Origin of the sequence: Antarcticirhabdus aurantiaca, assembly GCF_009765365.1 — a bacterium.
Lineage (GTDB): Bacteria > Pseudomonadota > Alphaproteobacteria > Rhizobiales > Rhizobiaceae > Antarcticirhabdus > Antarcticirhabdus aurantiaca.
In genome coordinates, this window is the sequence record NZ_VTOM01000025.1 from 1 (window position 1) to 23,262 (window position 23,262).

General features: G+C 69.2%; 20 protein-coding genes and 1 other RNA gene. All 21 read left to right on the forward strand.

Going from position 1 to position 23,262, the window contains the following annotated elements; translation table 11 throughout:
* The coding region (locus tag FZN60_RS23485; RefSeq protein ID WP_500786075.1) for an EF-Tu C-terminal domain-related protein at positions 1 to 125 on the forward strand (125 nt) is incomplete at its 5' end.
* 113 nt (positions 126 to 238) lie between these two features.
* The gene (locus FZN60_RS23490) at positions 239 to 925 is read left to right on the forward strand and encodes a glycosyltransferase family protein (protein ID WP_158875955.1); all 687 of its coding nucleotides are present in this window, start codon (positions 239 to 241) and stop codon (positions 923 to 925) included.
* Positions 926 to 952: 27 nt separating this feature from the next.
* Positions 953 to 1,837, forward strand: coding sequence for a 3-deoxy-manno-octulosonate cytidylyltransferase (locus FZN60_RS23495; protein ID WP_158875956.1), 885 nt, complete (start codon positions 953 to 955; stop codon positions 1,835 to 1,837).
* 4 nt (positions 1,838 to 1,841) lie between these two features.
* The gene (locus FZN60_RS23500; protein ID WP_158875957.1) at positions 1,842 to 2,687 is read left to right on the forward strand and encodes a 3-deoxy-manno-octulosonate cytidylyltransferase; all 846 of its coding nucleotides are present in this window, start codon (positions 1,842 to 1,844) and stop codon (positions 2,685 to 2,687) included.
* A 46-nt stretch (positions 2,688 to 2,733) separates the two neighbouring features.
* An RNA gene (gene rnpB, locus FZN60_RS23505) (RNase P RNA component class A) lies at positions 2,734 to 3,143 on the forward strand.
* Positions 3,144 to 3,762: 619 nt separating this feature from the next.
* Positions 3,763 to 4,224, forward strand: coding sequence for a division/cell wall cluster transcriptional repressor MraZ (gene mraZ, locus FZN60_RS23510; RefSeq protein WP_158875958.1), 462 nt, complete (start codon positions 3,763 to 3,765; stop codon positions 4,222 to 4,224).
* Positions 4,221 to 5,258: a 16S rRNA (cytosine(1402)-N(4))-methyltransferase RsmH gene (gene rsmH / locus FZN60_RS23515; RefSeq protein ID WP_158875959.1), complete on the forward strand. Its 1,038-nt coding sequence runs from the start codon at positions 4,221 to 4,223 to the stop codon at positions 5,256 to 5,258. Before mraZ ends, rsmH begins: the two co-directional genes overlap by 4 nt.
* Before the next feature lie 7 nt (positions 5,259 to 5,265).
* The gene (ftsL, locus tag FZN60_RS23520) at positions 5,266 to 5,649 is read left to right on the forward strand and encodes a cell division protein FtsL (protein WP_199266639.1); all 384 of its coding nucleotides are present in this window, start codon (positions 5,266 to 5,268) and stop codon (positions 5,647 to 5,649) included.
* A complete protein-coding gene (locus tag FZN60_RS23525) occupies positions 5,646 to 7,394 on the forward strand; it encodes a peptidoglycan D,D-transpeptidase FtsI family protein (protein WP_158875960.1) in 1,749 nt (582 codons plus the stop codon). The genes ftsL and FZN60_RS23525 overlap by 4 nt, the downstream gene beginning before the upstream one ends.
* A gap of 101 nt (positions 7,395 to 7,495) precedes the next feature.
* Positions 7,496 to 8,941: a UDP-N-acetylmuramoyl-L-alanyl-D-glutamate--2,6-diaminopimelate ligase gene (locus FZN60_RS23530; RefSeq protein ID WP_158875961.1), complete on the forward strand. Its 1,446-nt coding sequence runs from the start codon at positions 7,496 to 7,498 to the stop codon at positions 8,939 to 8,941.
* A complete protein-coding gene (locus tag FZN60_RS23535) occupies positions 8,941 to 10,410 on the forward strand; it encodes a UDP-N-acetylmuramoylalanyl-D-glutamyl-2,6-diaminopimelate--D-alanyl-D-alanine ligase (RefSeq protein ID WP_158875962.1) in 1,470 nt (489 codons plus the stop codon). The genes FZN60_RS23530 and FZN60_RS23535 overlap by 1 nt, the downstream gene beginning before the upstream one ends.
* Positions 10,410 to 11,492 carry a phospho-N-acetylmuramoyl-pentapeptide-transferase gene (gene mraY / locus FZN60_RS23540; protein ID WP_158875963.1) on the forward strand — a complete coding sequence of 361 codons (1,083 nt, stop codon included), beginning with the start codon at positions 10,410 to 10,412 and terminating at the stop codon, positions 11,490 to 11,492. The genes FZN60_RS23535 and mraY overlap by 1 nt, the downstream gene beginning before the upstream one ends.
* A 4-nt stretch (positions 11,493 to 11,496) precedes the next feature.
* Positions 11,497 to 12,891 (forward strand): UDP-N-acetylmuramoyl-L-alanine--D-glutamate ligase, encoded by a 1,395-nt coding sequence (gene murD / locus FZN60_RS23545; protein WP_158875964.1) that lies wholly within the window; start codon positions 11,497 to 11,499, stop codon positions 12,889 to 12,891.
* 6 nt (positions 12,892 to 12,897) lie between these two features.
* A complete protein-coding gene (ftsW, locus tag FZN60_RS23550) occupies positions 12,898 to 14,058 on the forward strand; it encodes a putative lipid II flippase FtsW (RefSeq protein ID WP_158875965.1) in 1,161 nt (386 codons plus the stop codon).
* Between the two features lie 67 nt (positions 14,059 to 14,125).
* Positions 14,126 to 15,247 (forward strand): undecaprenyldiphospho-muramoylpentapeptide beta-N-acetylglucosaminyltransferase, encoded by a 1,122-nt coding sequence (gene murG, locus FZN60_RS23555; protein ID WP_158875966.1) that lies wholly within the window; start codon positions 14,126 to 14,128, stop codon positions 15,245 to 15,247.
* Positions 15,244 to 16,668, forward strand: coding sequence for a UDP-N-acetylmuramate--L-alanine ligase (gene murC / locus FZN60_RS23560; RefSeq protein WP_158875967.1), 1,425 nt, complete (start codon positions 15,244 to 15,246; stop codon positions 16,666 to 16,668). Before murG ends, murC begins: the two co-directional genes overlap by 4 nt.
* Entirely contained in the window at positions 16,669 to 17,622 is a 954-nt protein-coding gene (gene murB / locus FZN60_RS23565) for a UDP-N-acetylmuramate dehydrogenase (protein ID WP_158875968.1), read from the forward strand.
* Between the two features lie 156 nt (positions 17,623 to 17,778).
* The gene (locus FZN60_RS23570; protein ID WP_158875969.1) at positions 17,779 to 19,857 is read left to right on the forward strand and encodes a putative bifunctional diguanylate cyclase/phosphodiesterase; all 2,079 of its coding nucleotides are present in this window, start codon (positions 17,779 to 17,781) and stop codon (positions 19,855 to 19,857) included.
* A 232-nt stretch (positions 19,858 to 20,089) separates the two neighbouring features.
* Positions 20,090 to 21,013 (forward strand): D-alanine--D-alanine ligase, encoded by a 924-nt coding sequence (locus FZN60_RS23575; protein WP_158875970.1) that lies wholly within the window; start codon positions 20,090 to 20,092, stop codon positions 21,011 to 21,013.
* On the forward strand, positions 21,001 to 21,912 hold the full coding sequence (locus FZN60_RS23580; RefSeq protein ID WP_246727113.1) for a cell division protein FtsQ/DivIB: 912 nt from the start codon (positions 21,001 to 21,003) through the stop codon (positions 21,910 to 21,912). Before FZN60_RS23575 ends, FZN60_RS23580 begins: the two co-directional genes overlap by 13 nt.
* Entirely contained in the window at positions 21,909 to 23,237 is a 1,329-nt protein-coding gene (gene ftsA, locus FZN60_RS23585; protein WP_158875971.1) for a cell division protein FtsA, read from the forward strand. The genes FZN60_RS23580 and ftsA overlap by 4 nt, the downstream gene beginning before the upstream one ends.
* Positions 23,238 to 23,262: the final 25 nt, after the last annotated feature.

Here is a 23,262-nt window from a genome sequence, read left to right on the forward strand (position 1 = left end):
GCGACAACGTGACGATGGACGTCAAGCTGATCGTTCCGATCGCGATGGAGGAGAAGCTGCGCTTCGCCATCCGCGAAGGCGGCCGCACCGTCGGCGCCGGCATCGTCGCCTCCATCGTCGAGTAAGACGACTTAGCATCAGGCGGCGCGGGATCATCTCCCGCGCCGTTTCGATTCGGGCGGGCGCCCCATCTCCGGGCGCCGCCCGCACCTCCTCCGGATACACAAGGGCGGGACCCATGATCGAACGTGCGCGCGTCTTCATCGGCTTCGATTCGAAGGAGGTCGTCGCAACCCACGTCCTCGCTCAGAGCATCCTCGAGAAGTCGAGCATTCCCGTCGAGTTCGTGCCGATCGTCCTCAGCCAGCTCGGCGGCATCTTCACCCGCGAGCGCAACGCGCTCCAGACCACCGAGTTCTCCTTCTCGCGCTTCCTCGTGCCGGCTCTCAGCGACTTCCAGGGCTGGAGCCTGTTCATGGACTGCGACATGCTGATGCGCGCCGACATCGCCGAACTCTGGGCGCTGCGCGACGACAGGTACGCGGCGATGTGCGTCAAGCACGACTACCAGCCGAAGGTCGAGACGAAGTTCCTCGGACAGGTGCAGACCAAGTACGAGAAGAAGAACTGGTCGAGCGTCATCCTGTTCAACAACGCCAAGTGCACGGCGCTGACGACGGACTACGTCAACACCGCGACCGGCCTCCAGCTCCACCAGTTCAAGTGGCTGGAGAACGACGACCTGATCGGCGAGCTGCCGGCGTCCTGGAACTGGCTGGTCAACGAATACGACTACGACCCGAACGCCAAGAACGTCCATTTCACCGACGGCGGCCCGTACTTCGACGAGTACAAAGAAGACGACTACGCCGACGAATGGTTCGCCGCGCGCGAGCGCACGCTCGCCGTGACGCAGCGGAGCTGAGCTGAGCCGCAGGCGGGGCGAACGATCATGGCCGAGACCGGCATCGCGGCGTTGGCCGACATCTCGACGCTGACCACCGACCCCAAGGGCTTCTTCGCGCCCTATTCCTCGGTGGTCCTCGTCGCCAACAGCCGCGACGCCGTCGGCATCCTGGAGTCGCAGGAGCTGGGCGAGCGCCCGCTCTTCATCTTCTTCAACCGCGTCTACCGCATCCTGTCGCAGCGCTACGACGGCGACTGCATGCTGATCTCGCGCTCCTCGCCGGTCGGCTCCAGCCTCGTCTACCGCAAGGAACTGCCGGACGTGCTCTCGCTCGTCGAGGGCAAGGGCTTTCGCGGCATCATCAACGTGCGCGCCCGCGACAAGGAGCGGCTGAGCCCGGCCGAGGATTTCCAGGGGCGCCCGGTCGCCTTCCTCGACCTCGCCGACTGGGCGAAGGCGATCTATCCGAAGGGACGGCGCATGCCGTCCTCGGGCTTCGCCGTGGCCGCCTGGCTCGCGCAGCAGAAGATCGAGCGGCCGATCTATCTCGCCGGCTTCACGGGTGTTCGCGAGGCGCAGTGGCGCGTCTTCGACGCGCATGACTGGAGCTGGGAGCAGGTCGTCCTCCACATCATGTTCAAGAAGGACATGCTGCGGGACGCCGGCGTCGGGCGCACGGTCGGCGACTGGCCGGTGCGCGAGCTTCTCGGCTATTTCGGCGACATCACCTATGACGACTTCCACGTCGCGTCCGCCGAGGCCCTGTCGCACCGGCTCGGCGGCACCAACCGGGTGATCGACCACATCTATTCCTCGCTGAAGGTCCAGCTCGCCATCCGCGACTTCTTCCGCCGCATCCGCCCGCGCTCGCGCAAGGCCCGGACGCGCGACCGGCTCCTCAAGGAGCAGCAGCAGAACGAAGGCGGCTGAGGTCATGTCCGGGGCGGGCGAGGGGGCCGCTTTCGGCGAGGGCGAGGCGCTCTCGCGTTTCGACGGCTTCGAACGGGTGATCCTCGTCGCCAACAGCGACGCCGTCGACATCGCCGACCTCCAGGCCCGCCACGCCGGCGCGCTCTTCGTCTTCTTCAACAAGGTCTACAAGGTCCTTGGTCGGCCCTTCGCCGGCGACGCCGTGCTCGTCGCCCGCTCCGGTCCGGCCGGGGCCAACATCGTCTACCGCCGCGAGGTGGCGGACGTCCTGCGGCTCGTTTCCGGTCCGAAGTTCCGCGGGATCGTCAACCTGCGCGTCGGGGCGCAGGAGCGCTTCAGCCCGGCCGCGGACTTCGAGGGCGCCACCGTCGCCCACCTCGATCTCCAGCCGATGTTTGCCGGCTTCTATCCGTCGACCCACGTGCCGACGAGCGGCTTCGCGCTGGCCCTGGCGCTGGCCGAGCGTTTCGGGCCGGGCCGAGTGGTGCTCGCCGGCTTCACGGCGCGGCGCAGCGAGGCCTGGAAGCTCTTCCACGACCACGACTGGACCTTCGAGCAGGTGGCGATGCGGGCGCTGGCGCGCAGCGGCCTCATCGCGATGGAGCCTGGCCGGGGCGAGCGCTCGCCCTTCGACGCGCTCTGCGAGCGGTTTCCCGCCGTGTCTCGCGAGACGGTGGCGCTGGTCGCGGCGGAGGTGCTTGGCGAGCGGCTCGAGGGCACGAACATGGCGGTGGACCGGCTCGTGTCGGTGACGAAGCCGCTGGCGCGCGTCGACAAGGCGCTGAGGGCCCTGAAGCCCAGGACGCGCAAGGCGAAGCTGGCGGACGCCGCGACGAAGCCGGCGACCTGACCGCCGCGCCTTGACAGCGTGGACGGCGGCGTGCACCACCCACCCGCCAGTCGGCTGGGCGGCCGCTCGCGCAAGTGCCGAAAGGCCGCGCGGGAGGAAAGTCCGGGCTCCACGGAGAAACGGTGCCGGATAACGTCCGGCGGGGGCGACCCTAGGGAAAGTGCCACAGAGAACAGACCGCCCCGCCCGCCGGCCCACAAGCGCCGGCATCGTCGCGGGGTAAGGGTGAAACGGTGGGGTAAGAGCCCACCGCGCCTTCGGCAACGCGGGCGGCAGGGCAAACCCCACCGGGAGCAAGACCGAATAGGGACGACGCGGCGGCAACGCCGCCCTTCTCCGGGGATCGTCGTCGTCCGGGTGGGTTGCTAGAGGCGTCGCGCGAGCGGCGTCCCAGAGGAATGGTCGCCGGGCGGCGAAAGTCGCTCACAGAACCCGGCTTACAGGCCGGCTGGCACTTCGACCCTTCGCCCGCCGACCGGCCCGCTGGGCCGATCTCCCACCGCGTCGTGGGGCTCCGCCCCACACCTTGCAGCGCGGCCTTTCAGGGCTTGGGTTCGAGCAGGCTCGCCGCCCGATCCTGTGCCGTCCGTGCATCTTTGTTGCTCTCCAGCCACAGTCCCTGAGCGATTGCGCGGCAAAAGAATCGCCCGGCCAGGCGCTTCGAATCCATTGTCCGAAATCGGCCAAGCGCCCGGCGCAGCGATGTTTTTCCCGCCCGGGCAGGGAGGCGTCCGCGCGCCGGTTGCTGCATTGCAACCGTTTTCGGCGCGTTTGGAAAACATCAATCTTAACGGCAGTTTAAGCATCTTTCGTCAGCATGGCTGAAGCCTTTCGCGGAGCCCCGGTGGAGCCCGTTCCCATTGACGCCCATGGTGTCCCATGCTACTTCACGGCTCATCGGACGACGGCCGAACGGGGCCGATTTTTCCAGCACACGAGCGGAGTTTTGCATCTCGCAAAGCCACGGGACGAGGCCTTCCGGCTTCGACTCAGCGCCCGTTCTTTGCCCGGCTTCCGGCCGGTGAAGCGGGGGCGTTGACGGCGTGCGAGCCGAAGGGGTGGGTCGAAGCGCTTGATGCACCGGTTCCTGTCGAACTGGACGAACGGCGTGGACGCCAAGGGACGGGTCTCCGTTCCGGCTTCCTTTCGGCAGGTGCTGGCTGCGCGCGGCGTGAACGAGCTCTTCGCCATCCAGGCGATCGGGCGGCCGGCGATCGACGTCGGCGGACCGGACCTCCTGGAGCGGTACGAGAAGCGCATGGAAGAGGTCGACCCGTTCAGCCAGGCCTACCAGGACCTCGCGCTGTTCGCCTTCGGCGACGGCAAGTTTCTGAAATACGATGCGGAAGGGCGGATCGGCGTGAACGACTTCATTCGCTCCCATACTGGGATCACGGATCAGGTCGTGTTCGTCGGTGCCCGGGATCACTTCCAGCTCTGGGAGCCCGCCCGCTTCGAGACCTATCGGGGAGAAGCGCGCGAGCGGCTGCTGGCCGGCCGCATGGGCGCGTCTCCCACGCAGCGATCACCGGAATGATGGCGGGCCACGGCGGCCGTGCGAGCGGCTCCGTTGGCGGACCGGCTCGCCACATTCCGGTGCTCCTTGCTCCCGTTCTTGCCGAGCTGAAGCCGGCACCCGGCGAGCGCCACCTCGACGGCACCTTCGGGGCCGGCGGCTACACCCGTGCGATCCTCGATGCCGGCGCGAGCGTCATCGCGCTCGACCGCGACCCGACGGCCATCGCCGGCGGCGCCGCGATGCAGGCCGAGTACGGCGAGCGCCTGCGCCTCGTCTCGTCCCGCTTCTCGGCGCTCGACGCCGTGGCGGAGGAGGAGGGCTTCGCGCCGCTCGACGGCGTCGTCCTCGACATCGGCGTGTCCTCCATGCAGATCGACGAGGCGGACCGGGGGTTCTCCTTCCAGAAGGACGGTCCGCTCGACATGCGCATGGGCGGGCAGGGGCCGAGCGCGGCCGATGCCGTCAACCGGCTGAAGGCCGGCGACCTCGCCCGCGTCCTGTCCTTCCTGGGCGAGGAGCGTCAGGCCGGGCGGATCGCGCGCGCCATCGAGGCGCGCCGGGCGGAGAAGCCCTTCGAAACGACGCTGGATCTGGCGGCCGCCGTCGGCCGCGTCGTCGGCCGCAAGCCCGGCGACCGCATCGATCCGGCGACGCGCACCTTTCAGGCGCTGCGCATCTACGTCAACGACGAGCTCGGCGAGCTGGCCCGCGCGCTGATCGCCGCGGAGCGGGTGCTGAAGCCCGGTGGGCGGCTGGTGGTCGTCACCTTCCATTCGCTGGAGGACCGGATCGTCAAGCGCTTCCTGCGCGAGCGCTCCACGCCGCCCTCCGGCTCGCGCCATCTGCCCGACGTCGCCACCCGGCCGCTGAGCTTCGCCTCCCGCAACAAGGCGATCGAGGCGAGCGAGTCCGAGGCCGCGGAGAACCCGCGCGCCCGCTCGGCCAAGCTCCGCTCCGCCATCCGCACAGATGCTGCGCCCCTGGGCGACGCCGACCCACTCGCCTTCGCCGACCTGCCCTCCCTCGTTTCCCTTAGCCAAGTCGGGGCCTGATCCGTCCATGCTGAAGACGATCAACATCGCGCTCATCTGCGCCGTTCTCGGCGCCGCGAGCTGGACCTACAAGATCAAGCACGATGCCGGCCTCATCGAGGACGAGCTCGCCAAGGTCGAGCGCCAGATCGACCTCGAGAAGGAGACGATCACGCTGCTGGAGGCCGATTGGAGCCTCCTCGATCAGCCCGAGCGCCTGCAGCGCGTGGCCGAGTCCTACAAGGAGACGCTGAAGCTGGAGCCGCCGCGGCCCGACCAGGTCGTCGACCTCGACGGCCTGCCCGCTCCCCCGCCGCCCCCTGAGGCCACCGAAGAGGACGAGGACGGCGAAGCGCCGGCCGCCAAGCCGGTCGCCCAGCGCGTCGCGCAGGCCGAAAGGGCGGCCCGATGATCGCTCCGCTCGCCCGTCGCCTGTCCGCCGGCGCCGCGTCCCTGCGCGCGGCCGTGCCCTTCCTCGCCAAGCCAGCGCCGGCCCGAAAGTCGGCCGCCACCGGCCGGCCGGAGATCGATCGCAACCGCAGCCGCTACGGCATCGCGATCGGCGTCTTCTGCGTGGTCTACGGCGTCATCGGCGGCCGGCTCGTCATGTGGGGCGCGGCCGACGCCAGCGCTTCGGCCTATGCCGGCTTCCGCGACCAGATCCAGGCGGCGCGGCCCGACATCACCGACCGCTACGGCACGGTTCTGGCGACCGACATCAAGACCGCCTCGCTCTTCGCCGAGCCCAAGAACATCGCGGATCCCGACGAGGCCACCGAGGCGCTCCTCACGGTCCTGCCGGAGCTCGACGCGCGCGACGTGCGCCGCAAGCTGTCCTCCAAGGCCGGCTTCGTCTGGCTGAAGCGCGAGCTGACGCCCGCCCAGCAGCAGCAGATCCTCGACCTCGGCCTGCCCGGCATCGCCTTCCGCACGGAAAAGCGCCGCTTCTATCCGGGCTTCGAGACCGCCTCCCACGTCGTCGGCCACGTCAACGTCGACAACCAGGGCATCGCGGGAATGGAGAAGTACATCGACGGTCAGGGCTACCTGGCGCTCCAGAATTCGGGCCTGGCGGTGGGCACCGAACTGGAGCCGGTGCGCCTCTCGATCGACCTGCGCGTCCAGCACATCGTGCGCGACGAGCTGGCGGCCGCGATGAAGCGCTACCACGCGATCGCGGCCGGCGGCGTCATCATGGACGTCCATACCGGCGAGATCCTCGCCATGTCGTCGCTGCCCGACTACGACCCCAACCAGCCCGCCCAGGCGCTGGAGAAGGATCGGATGAACCGCATGTCGGCGGGCGTCTTCGAGATGGGCTCGACCTTCAAGTCCTTCACGACCGCCATGGCCCTCGACAGCGGCAAGGCGACGCTGAACTCGGTCTTCGACACGAGCCCCTTCCGCGTGGCGGGCTTCACGATCAAGGAGTTCCACTCCAAGCACCGGCCGCTCTCGGTGCCGGAGATCTTCAAGTACTCCTCCAACGTCGGCTCGGCGCACGAGGCCGACCTCGTCGGGGTCGACGGCCACAAGGAGTTCCTGACCCGCATGGGCCTCCTGTCGAAGCTCCACACGGAGCTTCCCGAGGTCGCCATGCCGACCCAGCCCCGGGCCTGGAAGAAGATCAACTCGATGACGATCTCCTACGGCCACGGCGTGTCGACGACGCCGCTGCAGACGGCGGTCGCGGCCGCCGCGCTGATGAACGGCGGCAAGCTGATCCCGCCGACCTTCCTGCCGCGCACGCGGGAGGAGGCCGACCAGCTCGCCGTCCAGGTCGTGTCGGCCAAGACCAGCGACGACATGCGCTATCTCTACGAGCTGAACGGCAAGGAAGGCTCGGGCAAGGGCGCCGCGGTTCCGGGCTTCCGCGTCGGCGGCAAGACGGGCACGGCCGAAAAGGTCGTCAACGGCCACTATGTTGGCAACAAGCGCTTCAACGCCTATCTCGCCGCCTTTCCGATTGAGAACCCGCAATACGTCGTGCTGGTCGTCGTCGACGAGCCGCAGCCGGAAGAGGGCAAGGGCACCGGCGCGACCGCCGCCTCCAACGCCGCCCCGACCGTGGGCGCGATCATCCGCCGCGCCGGTACGCTTCTCCACGTGAAGCCGGACTTCGGGCCGGAAGGAAAGGCCTTGCTCGTGTCCTACTGACACTGGCAGCGATTCGGGCAAAACGTTAAAGCGTTTCGTCAAGCATGAGGTTCGGGGCCGACCGTTCGCGCGGTCGGCCCTTTTTGCGAGTGACGGCGGCGATGCGACTTTCCGAACTTTGCCAGGGACTTGCAGTGCGCGCGGACGGCGGCGACGCGGAGGTGGCGGATCTCGCCACCGACAGCCGCAAGGTCGGTCCCGGCACGCTCTTCGCCGCGCTGTCCGGCACCAAGGCCGACGGCGCCCGCTTCGCCGCCGACGCTATCTCGCGGGGCGCCTCCGCCATCCTCGCGGGGGAGGACGCCGAGCTGGACGTCGCCGTCCCGGTCCTGCGGTCGGCCGATCCGCGCCGCGCCATCGCGCAGATCGCGGCCCGCTTCTTCGGCCCCCAGCCGGAAACGATCGTCGCGGTCACCGGCACCAGCGGCAAGACGTCGATCGCCGCCTTCACGCGCCAGATCTGGGCGGGCAACGGCCTGGAATCCGCCTCCATCGGCACCACCGGCGTCGCGTCGTCGAAGCGCAACGATTACGGCACGCTGACCACGCCCGACCCGGTGGACCTCGCCCGGCTCCTGTCCGAGCTGAAGGCGGAAGGGGTGACGCACGCCGCCATGGAGGCGTCGAGCCACGGCCTCGTGCAGCGCCGGCTCGACGGGGTCAGCCTCGCGGCGGCCGCCTTCATCAATCTCGGCCGCGACCACATGGACTACCACGTCGACGTCGAGGACTACTTCGCCGCCAAGATGCGCCTCTTCGACACGCTGCTTCCCAAGGGCGCGCCGGCCGTGATCTTCGGCGACGACGCCTGGTCGGCCCGCGCGGTCGAGGTGGCGACCCGTGCCGGCGCCCTTGTTCATACCGTCGGGCGAACGGGCTCGCTCCTGCGCCTCAAGCGGCTCGAGCACGAGCGCCATCGCCAGATCGCCGAGATCGAGGCCGAGGGGCATATCTACCGCATCGTCCTGCCGCTCGCGGGCGAATTCCAGATGTCGAACGCCCTCGTCGCGGCGGGGCTCGCCATCGCGACCGGCACGCCGGTGGAGGCCGCGCTCGTCGCGACCGAGCATTTGAAGGGCGCTTCCGGCCGCCTGGAGCTCGCCGGCACGACGCGCGCCGGCGCGCCCGTCTTCGTCGACTACGCCCACAAGCCCGAGGCGCTGGAGAACGTCCTCGCCTCCGTGCGCCCCTTCACCACCGGCCGCGTCGTCGTCGTCTTCGGCTGCGGCGGCGACCGCGACCGCTTGAAGCGCCCGATCATGGGCGAGATCGCCACCCGCCTCGCTGACGTCGTGATCGTCACCGACGATAATCCCCGCTCGGAGGAGCCCGCCTCGATCCGCGCTGCGATCCTGGACGCCGCACCGGGCGCACGCGAGATCGGCGACCGCCGCGAGGCGATCCGCGCCGCCGTGAGCTTGGGCGAAGCTGGAGACACGATCGTTGTCGCTGGAAAAGGTCACGAAATCGGCCAAACCATCGGTACTGAGACGCTGCACTTCAGCGATCACGAGGAGGTGCGCGAGGCGATCGCGCGCGAGGCTTGATGACCAACCAAGAAGCTTTGTGGGATACGGCCGCCCTGGTCGCCGCCACCGGCGGGCGGCCGGTCGGCGCTCTGCCCGCCTCCGTCTCCGGCCTGTCCATCGACTCCCGCTCGATCACGCCGGGCGATGCTTTCCTCGCCATCAAGGGCGAGCGCTTCGACGGCCATAACTTCCTGACCGCCGCGACCAAGGCGGGGGCGGCGCTCCACATCGTGTCCGAGAAGAAGCTGCCGGCGCTCGGCCGCATGACGACGCCGCTGATCGTCGTCGACGACGTGCTGGCGAGCCTCGGCCGCATCGCCGAGGCCGCGCGCGCCCGCTCGCAGGCGCGCATCGTCGCGGTCACCGGCAGCGTCGGCAAGACCACGACGAAGGAGGCGCTGCGCCATGCGCTGGCGCCCAGCGGCCTCGTCCACGCCTCCGCCGCCTCGTTCAACAATCACTGGGGCGTGCCGCTGAGCCTCGCCCGCATGCCGGCCGAGGCGCGCTTCGGCGTCTTCGAGATCGGCATGAACCATCCCGGCGAGATCCGGCCGCTGGTCAAGCTGGTGAAGCCCGACGCGGCGATGATCACGCTGATCGCCCCGGCTCATCTCGGATTCTTCCGCGATCTCGACGAGATCGCCGCCGCCAAGGCCGAGATCTTCGAGGGGCTGGTGCCGGGCGGCACCGCGATCCTCAACGCCGACGATCCGCAACTGCCGAACCTCGTGCGCATGGCGCGCGAGGCGGGCGTCTCGCACATCGCGACCTTCGGCGAGGCCGAAGGAGCGGATGCCCGGCTGGTGCGCTACCAGACCTCGCCCGACGGACCTCTGGTCGAGGTCGCGATCGACGGGCGCATCGTCGTCTTCGGCCTGTCCTCGCCGGGTCGCCACCTTGTCCAGAACATCCTCGCCGTGCTGCTCGTCGCCCAGATCCTCGGCGCCGATCTCGGCGCCGCCGTCGAAGCGCTCGCCACCTGGCGCGCCGGCAAGGGCCGCGGCGAGCGCACGACGCTGCGCGCGCCCAAGGGCGGGCGCATGCTGCTCATCGACGAGAGCTACAACGCCAATCCCGCCTCCATGCGCGCGGCGCTCGAAGGACTGGGCGCGGTGCCGATGGGTAAGTCGACCGCGCGGCGCATCGCGGTTCTCGGCGACATGCTGGAACTCGGCGATCATTCGCCCGCGCTCCACGCGGCTCTCGCCGAGCCGATCGCGGCGGCGCGGGTCGACCGGCTGATCCTGGTCGGTCCGGAAATGAAGGCGCTCGACGACGTGGTGGCCGGCGGTCCCGCGCATTGCACGTGGTTCGAGACGGTGGACGAGGCGCAAGCCGTGCTCGTCAGTGAGATGAAGGCAGGCGACGCGGTCATGGTGAAAGCATCCAAGAGCATCGGCTTCGCGGGGCTCGTCGAGCACCTCGTCGAAGCCTTTGCGAACGAGACGGCGCGTCCCGGCGGTTCCTCCGCCGAGGGTGGACGCTGATGCTCAGCTACCTCGCCCAGTTCGGCGATCACCTCCCGATTCTGAACGTCTTCCGCTACATCACCTTCCGCACCGGCGCCTCGATGATCACGGGCTTCATCGTGGTGTTCCTGTTCGGGCCGCTGATCATCTCGAACCTGCGCGTGCGCCAGGGCAAGGGGCAGCCGATCCGCGCCGACGGCCCGCAGACGCACTTCAAGAAGGCCGGAACGCCCACCATGGGCGGCCTGATGATCATCACCGGCTTCCTGGTCGCCACCCTGCTCTGGGCGGACCTCACCAACATCTACGTCTGGACGGTGATGATGGTGACCGTCGGCTTCGGCGCGATCGGGTTCTACGACGACTACCTGAAGGTCACGAAGCAGAGCCATCTCGGCTTCTCGGGCAAGGCGCGGCTCGCCATCGAATTCGTCATCGCGGCGCTCGCCTGCGGCCTCATCGTCTACGCGCAGGAAGGCTCCTTCGCGACCTCGCTCGCCTTCCCCTTCGTGAAGTCGTTCCTTCTCGATCTCGGCTGGTTCTACATCGCCGTCGGCGCCTTCGTGATCGTCGGCGCGGGCAACGCGGTGAACCTGACCGACGGCCTCGACGGGCTCGCGATCGTGCCGATCATGATCGCCGCCGCCGCCTTCGGCCTCATCGCCTACCTCGCGGGCAACGTGAACTTCTCGAACTATCTCCAGATCCACTACGTGCTCGGCACCGGCGAGCTCGCCCCGCTCTGCGGCGCCGTCATCGGCGCCGGCCTCGGCTTCCTCTGGTTCAACGCGCCGCCGGCCGCGATCTTCATGGGCGACACCGGATCGCTCGCGCTCGGCGGCATGACCGGGGCGATCGCCGTCGCCACCAAGCACGAGATCGTCCTCGCCATCATCGGCGGCCTCTTCGTGATCGAGGCGCTGTCGGTGATCATCCAGGTCGTGTCGTTCAAGCTGACGGGCAAGCGGGTCTTCCTGATGGCGCCCATCCACCACCATTTCGAGAAGCTCGGCTGGACCGAGAGCCAGGTCGTCGTGCGCTTCTGGATCATCGCCTTCATGTTGGCCTTCGTCGGCCTGTCCACCCTGAAGCTGAGGTGACGCCTTGATTCCCGCCACCGTCTTTGCCGGCCGCACGCTCGCGCTGTTCGGGCTCGGCGGCTCTGGACTGGCCACCGCCAAGGCCCTCCAGGAGGGCGGGGCGTCGGTTCTCGCCTTCGACGACAATCCCGACAGCGTCGCCAGGGCGGACAGCGAAGGGGTGACGACCGGCTCGCTGCGCGAGGCCGACTGGAGCGGCTTCGACGCGCTGGTGCTCTCACCCGGCGTGCCGCTCACGCATCCCAAGCCGCATTGGACGGTGGACCTCGCCCACGCCGCGGGCATCCCGGTGATCGGCGACGTCGAGCTGTTCAGCCGCGAGCGCGAGCGCCACGCGCCGCTCGCACCCTTCATCGCCATCACCGGCACGAACGGCAAGTCGACCACCACGGCGCTGATCGCCCACTGCCTGACGTCCGCGGGTCGCGACACGCAGCTCGGCGGCAACATCGGTGTCGCGGTGATGACGCTCGATCCGCCCGCCGAGCACCGCCACTACGTCGTCGAGTGCTCCTCCTACCAGATCGACCTCGCCCCGACGCTCCGGCCGACGGTCGGCATCCTCCTCAACCTGTCGCCCGACCATCTCGACCGGCACGGCACGATGGAGGATTACGCCGCGATCAAGGCCCGGCTCGTGCGCGGCAGCCGGACGGCCATCGTCGGCGTCGACGACGACCATTCCCGCGCGATCGCCGACTGGCTGACCGTCGACAACCACCGCATCCTGCGCATCTCGCAGAACGAGCCGGTCTCCGACGGCGTGTTTCTCGACGGCCGCATGCTGATCCGGCGCCAGCCGGGCTGCGCCGACCGCCTGTTCAGCCTGGAAGGGATCGGCTCGCTGCGCGGTCGCCACAACGGGCAGAACGCGGCCGCCGCGGTGGCTGCGCTCGAAAGCGTTGGTTTAAGCGACGCCGAAATCCAGAACGGGCTCAACACCTTTCCGGGACTGGCTCACCGGATGGAGCAGGTCGCGACCGCAGGCCGGGTCCTGTTCGTCAACGACTCCAAGGCGACAAATGCCGAAGCCGCGGCGCCGGCTCTGGCAAGCTTCGAGCGCATCCACTGGATCGCCGGAGGGCTTCCAAAGGAGGGCGGCATCGCCTCGCTCGAGCCCTTCTTCGGACGCATCGCCAAGGCATACCTGATCGGCGAGGCGGCACCAGCCTTCGCCGCGACTCTTGGTGAACGAATTCCTTACGAGATTTCGGGTAGTCTCGACGTCGCGGTGAGCCACGCGGCTCGCGACGCCGGCGCGACGGGCGAGGACGAGGTCGTCCTCCTGTCGCCGGCCTGCGCGAGCTTCGACCAGTTCCGCAATTTCGAGAAGCGCGGCGAGGCGTTCCGGGATGCCGTCCGGAGCCTCGACGGGGCGATGCCCATCGGCAAGGAGTAAGGGGACATGGCGGGCCGCACGAAACGTGGGATCGTTGCCGACTGGTGGTGGGGCGTCGACCGGTGGTTCCTGGCCGCCTTCCTGACGCTGCTCGTCGGCGGGCTGGTCCTGTCCTTCGCGGCCAGCCCGCCTGTCGCCGACCGCATCGGCGTCGAGCCCTTCCACTTCGTCAAGCGGCACGCGATGTTCCTCGTGCCCTCGATCCTCGTGATGTTCGGCGCCTCGCTGCTCAGCCCGCGCGGGGTGCGGCGCGTGGCGCTCGTGACGCTGGGCGCGGCCATCGTCCTGATGATGCTGACGCTGTTCATCGGCACCGAGATCAAGGGCTCGCGACGCTGGATCGACTTCGGCCCGATCGGCCTCCAGCCGTCGGAGTTCATGAAGCCGTCCTTCGTGGTGATCTGCGCCTGGCTCTTCGCCGAGAAGGCGCGCCGGCCGGAAATCCCCGGCAACCTCTTCGCGATCATCCTCCTCCTGATGGTGATGGGCCTTCTCGTCGCGCAGCCCGATCTCGGCCAGACGATCCTGACCGTCGCGGCCTGGGGCGGCCTGTTCTTCATGTCCGGCATGCCCTGGATCTGGGTCGGCGGGCTCGCCGGCCTCGCGGTCAGCGGCTTCGTGGTCGCCTACACCGTGTTTCCGCACGTCGCGAGCCGCCTCGACCGCTTCCTTACGGGCGAGGGCGACAACTACCAGACCGAAACCGCCTATCAGGCGATCATCCACGGCGGCTGGCTCGGGCAGGGACCGGGCGAGGGCACCGTCAAGCGCCTGCTTCCCGACAGCCACACCGACTTCGCCTTCTCGGTCATCGCCGAGGAATTCGGCGTCGTCACCTGCATGGCGCTGGCGGCGGTGTTCTGCTTCATCGTCACGCGCGGCCTGTCCGTGGCGCTCTCGCGGCGCGACGTCTTCTCGCGCCTCGCGATCTCCGGCCTCGTCTTCCTGTTCGGCTTCCAGTCGATCATCAACATGGCGGTGAACCTTCAGCTGATGCCGGCCAAGGGCATGACGCTGCCCTTCATCTCCTATGGCGGCTCCTCCATGCTCGCCGTCGCGCTCACCGCCGGCTTCGTCCTGGCGCTGACCCGCCGCGAGCCGCAGAACCGGTCGCAGACGGACCGGCTCCTGGCCCGAACCTACGCGCTCCAGGCGCAGTCCGCCTGACGCGCATCCCCCAGCGCGGGGCCCGGCGGGCCGGGTCCCGCCGATCGAACCGAAGTCGAAAGGTCCCATGACCGGACCCATCCTCCTTTCCGCCGGGGGCACCGGCGGACACTTGTTTCCGGCGGAAGCGCTGGCGCACGAGCTGATCGCGCGCGGGCACGACGTGCAGCTCGTCACCGACGAGCGCGCCGATCGCTTCGCGGGCCGCTTCCCCGGATCGGCCGTCCACATCGTCCGCTCGGCGACCTTCGGCTCGAAGAGCCCGCCGGCGCTGATGCGCTCGGGCTGGACGCTCTGGCGCGGCTTTCGTGAGGCAGGCACGCTGGTGCGCCGCCTCAAGCCCTCGGCCGTCATCGGCTTCGGCGGCTACCCGACCGTGCCGCCGCTGATGGCCGCGGCGCGCGCCAAGATCCCGACCGCCGTCCACGAGCAAAACGCGGTGATGGGCCGGGCGAACAAGTTCCTCGCCGGCCGCGTCGACGTCGTCGCTTGCGGCATCCCGCTGGAAAAGGCCGACGCCGCCCTCGGCCGCAAGATCGTCGTGACCGGCAATCCCGTGCGCCCCGCCGTGATCGAGGCGGCGGCGATTCCTTACGCGCCGCCCGCGCCCGGCGAGCCTTTCCGCCTCGTGGTCTTCGGCGGAAGCCAGGGCGCGCAGTTCTTCTCCGACGCCGTGCCGACGGCGGTCGAGCGCCTCGGCGCCGACCTTCGCGCGCGCCTCGTCGTCACCCAGCAGGCCCGGTCCACCGACGAGGCGCGCGTGCGCGAAGCCTATGCCCGGCTCGGCGTCCAGGCCGAGGTCTCGCCCTTCTTCGGTGACATGGCCGCGCGCATCGGCAAGGCGCATCTCGTCCTCAGCCGGTCCGGCGCCTCGACCGTGTCCGAGATCGCGGTGATCGGCCGGCCGGCGATCTTCGTGCCCTATCCCTACGCCCTCGACCACGACCAGGCCGCCAACGCCGCCAAGCTCGAAGCCTCCGGCGCCGTCCTGGTCACGCGCCAGCAGGAGCTTTCGCCCGACCGTCTGGCCGAGCTTCTCGCCGAACTCGGCGCCGATCCGGCGCGCCTCTCGCGCATGGCCGGCGCCGCCAGGGGGGCTGGCATCCCCGATGCCGCGCGGTTGCTCGCCGACCTCGTTGAGTCTATGTCGGCCGGCAAATCCAAGCCCGCGCATGAGGTTTCCCGATGAAGATGCCCCACACGATCGGCCCGGTGCACTTCATCGGCATCGGCGGCATCGGCATGAGCGGCATCGCCGAGGTCCTCGTCAATCTCGGCTATACCGTCCAAGGATCGGACGCGTCCGAGAACGCCAACGTCCAGCGTTTGCGGGAGAAGGGCGTCACCGTCCACATCGGCCACGCCGCCGAGAATCTCGGCCGCGCCGAGGTGGTGGTCGTCTCCACCGCGATCAAGCGCTCGAACCCCGAGCTCGCGGCGGCGCGCGAGCGCCTGCTGCCGATCGTGCGGCGCGCCGAGATGCTGGCCGAGCTGATGCGCTTCCGCCAGGCCATCGCCATCGGCGGCACGCACGGGAAGACGACCACGACCTCGCTCGTCGCGACGCTCCTCGACGCGGGCGGCAAGGACCCGACCGTCGTCAACGGCGGCATCATCAACGCCTACGGCACGAACGCCCGCATGGGCGCGGGCGACTGGATGGTGGTGGAGGCCGACGAGTCCGACGGCACCTTCCTGAAGCTGCCGGCCGACGTCGCCATCGTCACCAACATCGATCCCGAGCACCTCGATCACTACGGCACCTTCGACAAGGTGAAGGCGGCCTTCCGCGCCTTCGTCGAGAACGTGCCGTTCTACGGCTTCGCCGTGATGTGCCTCGACCACCCGGAGGTGCAGCAGCTCGTCGCGCAGATCGAGGACCGCCGCATCATCACCTATGGCGAGACCATCCAGGCAGACGCCCGCTTCACCGACGTGCGGGTCGACGGCCCGCGCTCCCACTTCAAGGTGACGATCCGCGACCGCGTGACGGGCGAGACGACCGAGATCGACGACCTCGTCCTGCCGATGCCGGGCCGCCACAACGTGTCGAACGCGACAGCCGCCATCGCCGTCGCGCACCGCATCGGCATCGGGGCGGACGCGATCCGCAAGGGGCTCGCCGCGTTCGGGGGCGTGAAGCGGCGCTTCACCTTCACCGGCTCCTCCAACGGCGTCGACGTCTACGACGACTACGGCCACCATCCGGTCGAGATCCGCGCGGTGCTCGCGGCGGCTCGCTCCTCGGCCAAGGGCCGCGTCGTCGCCGTGGTGCAGCCGCACCGCTACACGCGCCTCCAGTCGCTGTTCCCCGAATTCGCGGCCTGCTTCAACGACGCCGACACGGTGATCCTGGCGCCGGTCTATTCGGCGGGCGAGGAGCCGATCGAGTTCGTCAATTCCGAGATGCTGGTCGAGCGCCTGAAGCTCGGCGGCCATCGCGACGCCCGGCTCATCGACGGGCCGGCCGAGCTGGCGCCGCTGATCGCGCGCGTCGCGGAGCCGGGCGACATGGTGATCTGCCTGGGTGCCGGCTCGATCACCCAGTGGGCCTACGCGCTGCCGCGCGAGCTCGACGATCTCCACGACCGTGCCGCGCGGAGCGCTTGAATGGACGGCGAAGCGCTTCTGAAGAGCCTCGGCTCGCGCCTCGACGGCGTGCGCGGCCGTCTGACGCCGCAGGCCGGGATGGACAAGGTGACCTGGTTCCGCGTCGGCGGGCCGGCCGAGATCCTGTTCCAGCCGGCCGACGAGGAGGACCTTTCCGTTTTCCTGCGGGCGCTTCCCGAAGAGGTGCCGGTGACGCTCGTCGGCATCGGCTCGAATCTTCTCGTGCGCGACGGCGGCATTCCCGGCGTCGTGGTCCGCTTGTCGGCGAAGGGCTTCGGTACGGCCGAACGCGTCGGCGAAACGACGATCCGCGCGGGCGCGGCCTGCCCGGACAAGCGCCTCGCGGCCGTCGCGCTGGAGAGCGGCCTCGGCGGCTTCCACTTCTATCACGGCATTCCCGGCTCGATCGGCGGCGCGCTGCGCATGAATGCCGGCGCCAACCGCGTCGAGACGCGCGAGCGCGTCGTCGAGGTCCGCGCGATCGACCGCCGGGGCGAGCTGCACGTCCTGTCGAACGCCGACATGGGGTACGCCTACCGCCACTCCGCGGCGCCGGCCGATCTCGTCTTCACCTCGGCGCTGTTCGAGGGCGACATGACACCGCAGGACGAGATCCGCGCGAAGATGGACGAGGTCCAGCACCACCGCGAGACGGTGCAGCCGATCCGCGAGAAGACCGGCGGCTCGACCTTCAAGAACCCGCCGGGCAACTCCGCGTGGAAGACCATCGACGCGGCGGGCCTTCGCGGCTTCTCGGTCGGCGGCGCCCAGATGTCGACCATGCATTGCAACTTCATGATCAACACCGGGGCTGCCACCGGCCACGATCTCGAAACCCTCGGCGAGACGGTCCGGCGTCGCGTCCACGAGCATTCGGGCGTCACGCTGGACTGGGAGATCAAGCGGTTCGGAGAGTTCCAGCCGGGGCAGGAAGTACAAACGTTCGGCGGTTAATGTAAGTAACGCTTATGTTTGCCTCGCTCCGAAAGCAGGTACGCCTTAGTGACTGAGGTTGATCTTGGTCGCCCGAGGTAGTTTCGCGAGCAATCAAATTTAAGAACTTACGATGCAGTGTTCCGATCGTCGATCCCGTCGACCTCGGAGCACGACATGACGACTTCCGCGCAGCGCCAACGCGATCTGATGTATCGCCTCCTCGTCGAGTCCGTGACCGACTGCGCGATCTACATGCTCGGCCCCGACGGTCGCGTGATGAATTGGAACGTCGGGGCCGAGCGCGCCAAGGGTTATCGCGCCGAGGAGATCGTCGGCCAGCACTATGCGCGGTTCTACACGGAGCCGGACCGGCTCGCCGGCATCCCCGAGCGCAACCTGTGCCTGACGCTGGAAGCGGGACGGTTCCAGGACGAAGGCTGGCGGGTTCGCAAGGACGGCACCGCCTTCTGGGCCGAGGTCGTCCTGCAATCGGTCCACGATGCGAACGGACAGCACGTCGGTTTCGCCAAGATCACCCGAGACTGCACCGAGCGGCGCCATGCCACGGCGCTTGCCGCGGTCAAGGACCGACTGGACCTCGCCGTCGTCAACCTGGCGCAGGGGCTCTGCCTCCTCGACGCGAACCAGCGCGTCCTGCTGACCAATGAACGGCTGCGCGAGCTTCTCGACCTCCAGGCGGAGGACGTTGCCGAGGGCGCCGATTTTCAGGCGCTGGTGCGGGCGGCGCATCCCTCGCTCGATATCGGACGCTGCCTGGATCTGGCGGGTCGCTCGGTCGTGCCCGCGTGTCTCGATGCCGATCTTGGCGGCAGGACCTTGTCGGTCGTCATGCGGGGGATCGAGGCCGGCGGCTGGGTCGTGACCTTCGAGGACGTGACCGAGCGCCGATACACTGAAGCCGCCGTGCGCTTCATGGCCGCCAACGACGCGCTGACGCGGCTGCCGAATCGCGACAGCTTCAACCGGCACCTGGAGAAGGTGCTCTCCGTCCTTCCCATAGCCGAGCGCTGCGCGCTGCTCCACCTCGATCTCGACCGCTTCAAGGCGGTGAACGACGTCTACGGGCACGCGACCGGCGACGCGCTGCTGCGCGAGGTCGCCGCCCGCATCGGCGGCGCCCTGGAGTCCGGCGAGGCGGCCTTCCGCATCGGCGTCGACGAGTTCGCCGTGGTGATGCCGATGCGCGACGGCATCGAGCCCGCCCTCGAACGGGCGGCGCAGCTGAGCGAGGCGATCGGGCGCCCTTTCGTCTTCGGCGTCGAGATCGGCCGGATCGGCGCGAGCATCGGCATCGCGATCGCGCCGGACATGGGCGTCACCGCGTCCGATATCGCCCGCAAGGCCGGCATGGCGCTGTATCAGGCCAAGCGCGACGGCCGCGGGTGCAGCCGCCTTTACGGCGACTCGCTCGGCCGAAGCGCGTGGCGCCGCCGCAGCGTCGAGGTCCAGCTCAGCCGGGCCCTGGAGGAGCGGGAGTTCGAACTCCATTACCAGGCGATCGTCGGCGGGCTGACCGGGGCGCTGGCGGGCTTCGAGGTGCTGCTTCGCTGGTCGCCGCCGAACGGCGCGACGATGCGTCCGGACGAGTTCATCCCCATCGCCGAGGACATGGGGATCATGCCCGTGCTCGGCGGCTGGATTCTCGAAACGGCCTGCCGGGAAGCCTCCACCTGGCCGCGCCCGTTGACGGTCTCGGTCAACGTGTCGCCGACGCAGCTGCGCGAGGCGAACTTCGTCGAGCAGGTCCGCGCCGTGCTGGGCGCGACGGGCCTCGATGCGCACCGGCTCGAGCTCGAGATCACCGAGACGGCGATGATCGAGGATCGCGCCCGCACGCTCGCCACCCTGCAGCGCCTGCGCGAGATGGGCGTCCTCATCGCGCTCGACGATTTCGGCACGGGCTATTCGTCGCTGAGCTTCCTCCAGGATTTTCCGCTGACGCGGATCAAGATCGACCGGAGCTTCGTGTCCGCGCTCGAGACCAGCCGCAAGGCGGCGGCGATCGTGCGAGACGTCGCCGGCCTCGCGCGCAACCTCGGCCTGTCCGTGACGGCCGAGGGCGTGGAAACGCAGGCGCAGCTGAAGCGGCTCGTGGAGGAGGGCTGTTCGGAGATCCAGGGCTACTTCATCGGCCGCCCCGAGCCGCGCGAGATCATGGCCGCCCGCCTTGGCCGTGCGCCGCGCGGGGCAAAGGAGCCGGCCGCCCGGCCGGCGCTTGCCCTGGCGCTCTGAGCGCGCTTTCCAAATCTCGCCGGCATCCGCAAGACGGGGCGCGCACGACCGGGTGCGCGCCCCGTCTTGCGTCGGTGTGGAACGTCGATCGAGCCGTTCGTCAATCGCCCCGACGTTGCCGCCGGTGATCGGCCTTTCGATTTTCTTGAACTCGAGCAAGGGGGTTAACCTTCGCTTAACCATCGCTCTGTCATCTATGGTTTGAAATCGATGAAGGGGCGATCGACGGCTCATGACGAGGCATGTCGCGGTTCTGATGGGCGGGTTCTCGTCCGAGCGGCCAGTGAGCCTCAAGTCCGGCGCGGCGTGCGCCGAGACGCTTGAGGGCGCTGGCTTCCGCGTGACCCGCGTCGATGTCGACCGGGACATCGCCGCTCGGCTCGCCGAGCTGAAGCCCGACGTCGCGTTCAATGCGCTGCACGGGCCCTATGGCGAGGACGGCACGATCCAGGGGATCCTGGAGTTCCTCTCGATACCCTACACCCATTCGGGCGTTCGCGCCTCCGCCCTCTCCATGGACAAGGCGCGGGCCAAGATCCTCGCGGGCGCGGCCGGCGTGCCGCTTGCCGAATCCAAGCTCGTCGACCGGCTGGAGGCCGCCAAGGCCCACGTCTTCGAGACTCCTTACGTCCTCAAGCCCGTCGCGGAAGGGTCGAGCTTCGGCGTCTTCATCGTGCGCGAGGATCACGCCCACCCGCCGCAGGAGCTGAACGCGCATGACTGGCGCTTCGGCGAAACGCTGCTCGCCGAGCGCTACGTGGCGGGCCGGGAGCTGACCTGCGCCGTGATGGGCGACCGCTCCATCGGCGTGTGCGAGATCAAGTCCAACGCCAACGAATTCTACGACTACGACTCGAAGTATGCCCCCGGCGGTTCGACGCACATCGTGCCGGCCGACCTGCCGGCGGACGTCTATGCCCGCGTCGAGGCGGCGGCGGTGGCCGCGCACAAGGCGATGGGCTGCCGCGGCGTGTCGCGCTCCGACTTCCGCTACGACGACGCCAAGGGGCCCGAGGCCGGCCTTGCCTGGCTGGAGATCAACACGCAGCCCGGCATGACCGCGACCTCGCTCGTGCCCGACATCGCGAAGGCGGCCGGCATCTCCTTCGCCGACCTTCTCACCTGGATGGTGGAGGACGCCTCGTGCGCGCGCTGACCGACCGTTTCGACGGGGACGACGTCCGGCGCGTTCCCGGCCGGCTGATCCTTCGCGCCAGCCTTGCCTCGCGAAAGCTCATCGCCCGAGCCGAGGCCGTCGATCCCGCCTCGCTGCCGCGCTTCCGCTCCATCGCCTTCGGGCTCCTCGGCGCGGCCGGCCTGTACGGCATGATCCTCGGCGGTCACACGGGCGCCGCGATCGACGCCGTCGCCGCGCCGCTCGGCTTCTCGATCGAGACGATCGACGTGTCGGGCAATCGCGAAACGACGGAGATCGACGTTCTCCAGGTTCTCTGGGGCACCGGCTCGCAGACGCTGCCCTCGCTCGACCCGGCCGCCGCCCGCGACGCGCTCCAGAAGATGCCGTGGATCCGCAGCGCCACGGTCTCGAAGATCTATCCCGACCGGGTGAAGATCGACCTCCAGGAATACGAGCCCTACGCGCTTTGGCAGACCGGCGGCGACCTCTTCATCATCGATCCCGCCGGCCACCGCATCACGCCCTCGCCCCCTGAGCGGTTCATGGGCCTGCCGCTGGTCGTCGGCGGCGGCAGCGCCGAGAACGCCAGCGAGATTCTCGGCCCGATCGAACTGCTGCCCGAGCTTCGCGCAAGGGTACAGGCCTACATTCGGGTCGGTGATCGTCGATGGGACCTTCGCCTCGACAACGGCGTGACGGTACGCCTTCCGGAGGAAAAACCGTTGGAAGCGATGGCGGATGTGGTGCGGATGGATGCCGAAGCGGGACTGCTCTCGCGCGACATCGCGGCCGTCGACATGCGCCTGCCCGACCGCGTCACCGTACAGCTCACCTCGGGAGCCCTCGAGCGCCGCACCGCAGCGCTGAAGGAGCGCGAGAAGCTTCTCAAGCGCATCGCGAAGGACAAGCCCGTATGAGCCTGTTCTCCCGCAACACCGACGGTCTTCCCCGCATGAAGGGCCTATCCATTCGCCGCTCGCGCGTGATCTCCGTTCTCGACGTCGGGTCGGACAAGATCGCCTGCATCATCGGGCGGCTGCGCCCGCGGCTCGCCAGCGAGATCCTGCCCGGCCGCACGCACACCGTCGAGGTGCTCGGCGTCGGCCATCACCGCTCGCGCGGCATCAAGTCGGGCGTCGTCGTCGACCTCGAGGCCGCCGAGCGCTCCATCCGCTCGGCCGTCGAGGCCGCCGAGCGCATGGCCGGCCTCACCGTCGAGACGCTGATCGTCTCCGTCACCGCCGGGCGCCTGCGCTCGACCCGCGGCCGCGGCGCCGTGGAGCTGAACCGCCAGGCCGTCACCGACGCGAACGTCCGCTTCGCCCAGTCGCTCGCCGCCCGCGCGCCGCTGGAGCCGAGCCGCATCGCCCTGCACTCGATCCCCAACGACCTCGCCCTCGACGGGGAAGGGGGATTGGAGAATCCGCGCGGCATGGTCGGCGACGTTCTGACCGCCGACCTCCACATCCTCAGCGCCGAGGAAACGCCGCTTCGCAACCTCGAAGCCGCGATCAACCGCGCGCACCTCATCGTCGAGGGCTTCGTCGCCACCCCTTACGCCAGCGCCCTCGCGACGCTGGTCGAGGACGAGGCGGCGATGGGCTCGGCCTGCATCGACATGGGCGCCGGCTCGACCACGATCGCGATCTTCCAGAACGGCCGCTTCGTCTACGCCGACCAGATCGCCATCGGCGGTTCGCACATCACCATGGACCTCGCCCGCGGCCTGTCGATCGGCACCGAGCACGCCGAGCGCCTCAAGGTCATGCACGGCTCGACGCTCGCCGAGCTCCTGGAGGACGGCGAGAGCGTATCCGTCGCGCCCCTCGGCGAGGAAACCAGCGGCGGCACGGTGGCGGTCGCACGCTCGCTCGTCGCCAAGATCATCAAGCCGCGCGTCGAGGAGACCTTCGAGGTCATCCGCGACCGCCTCGCGGCCTCCGGCCTCGGCCACGTCATCGGCAAGCGCGTCGTTCTGACGGGCGGTGCCAGCCAGCTCGCGGGCCTGCCGGAAACGGCGCGCGCGATCATGCAGCGAAACGTCCGGCTCGGCCGGCCGCTCGGCGTCTCGGGGCTCAAGGCCTCGAACAAGAGCCCGGCCTTCGCCACGGCCGTCGGCCTGCTGATCTACCCGCAGGTGGCGGCCGAGGAATACGTCGCGGGCGGCGGCGCCATGTCGTTCGCCTTCGACGAGTCGACGCGGGCTGGGCGGTTCGGCGCATGGCTGAAGCGAAGTTTCTGACACGAAGCGGCGCGAGGAGCGCCGC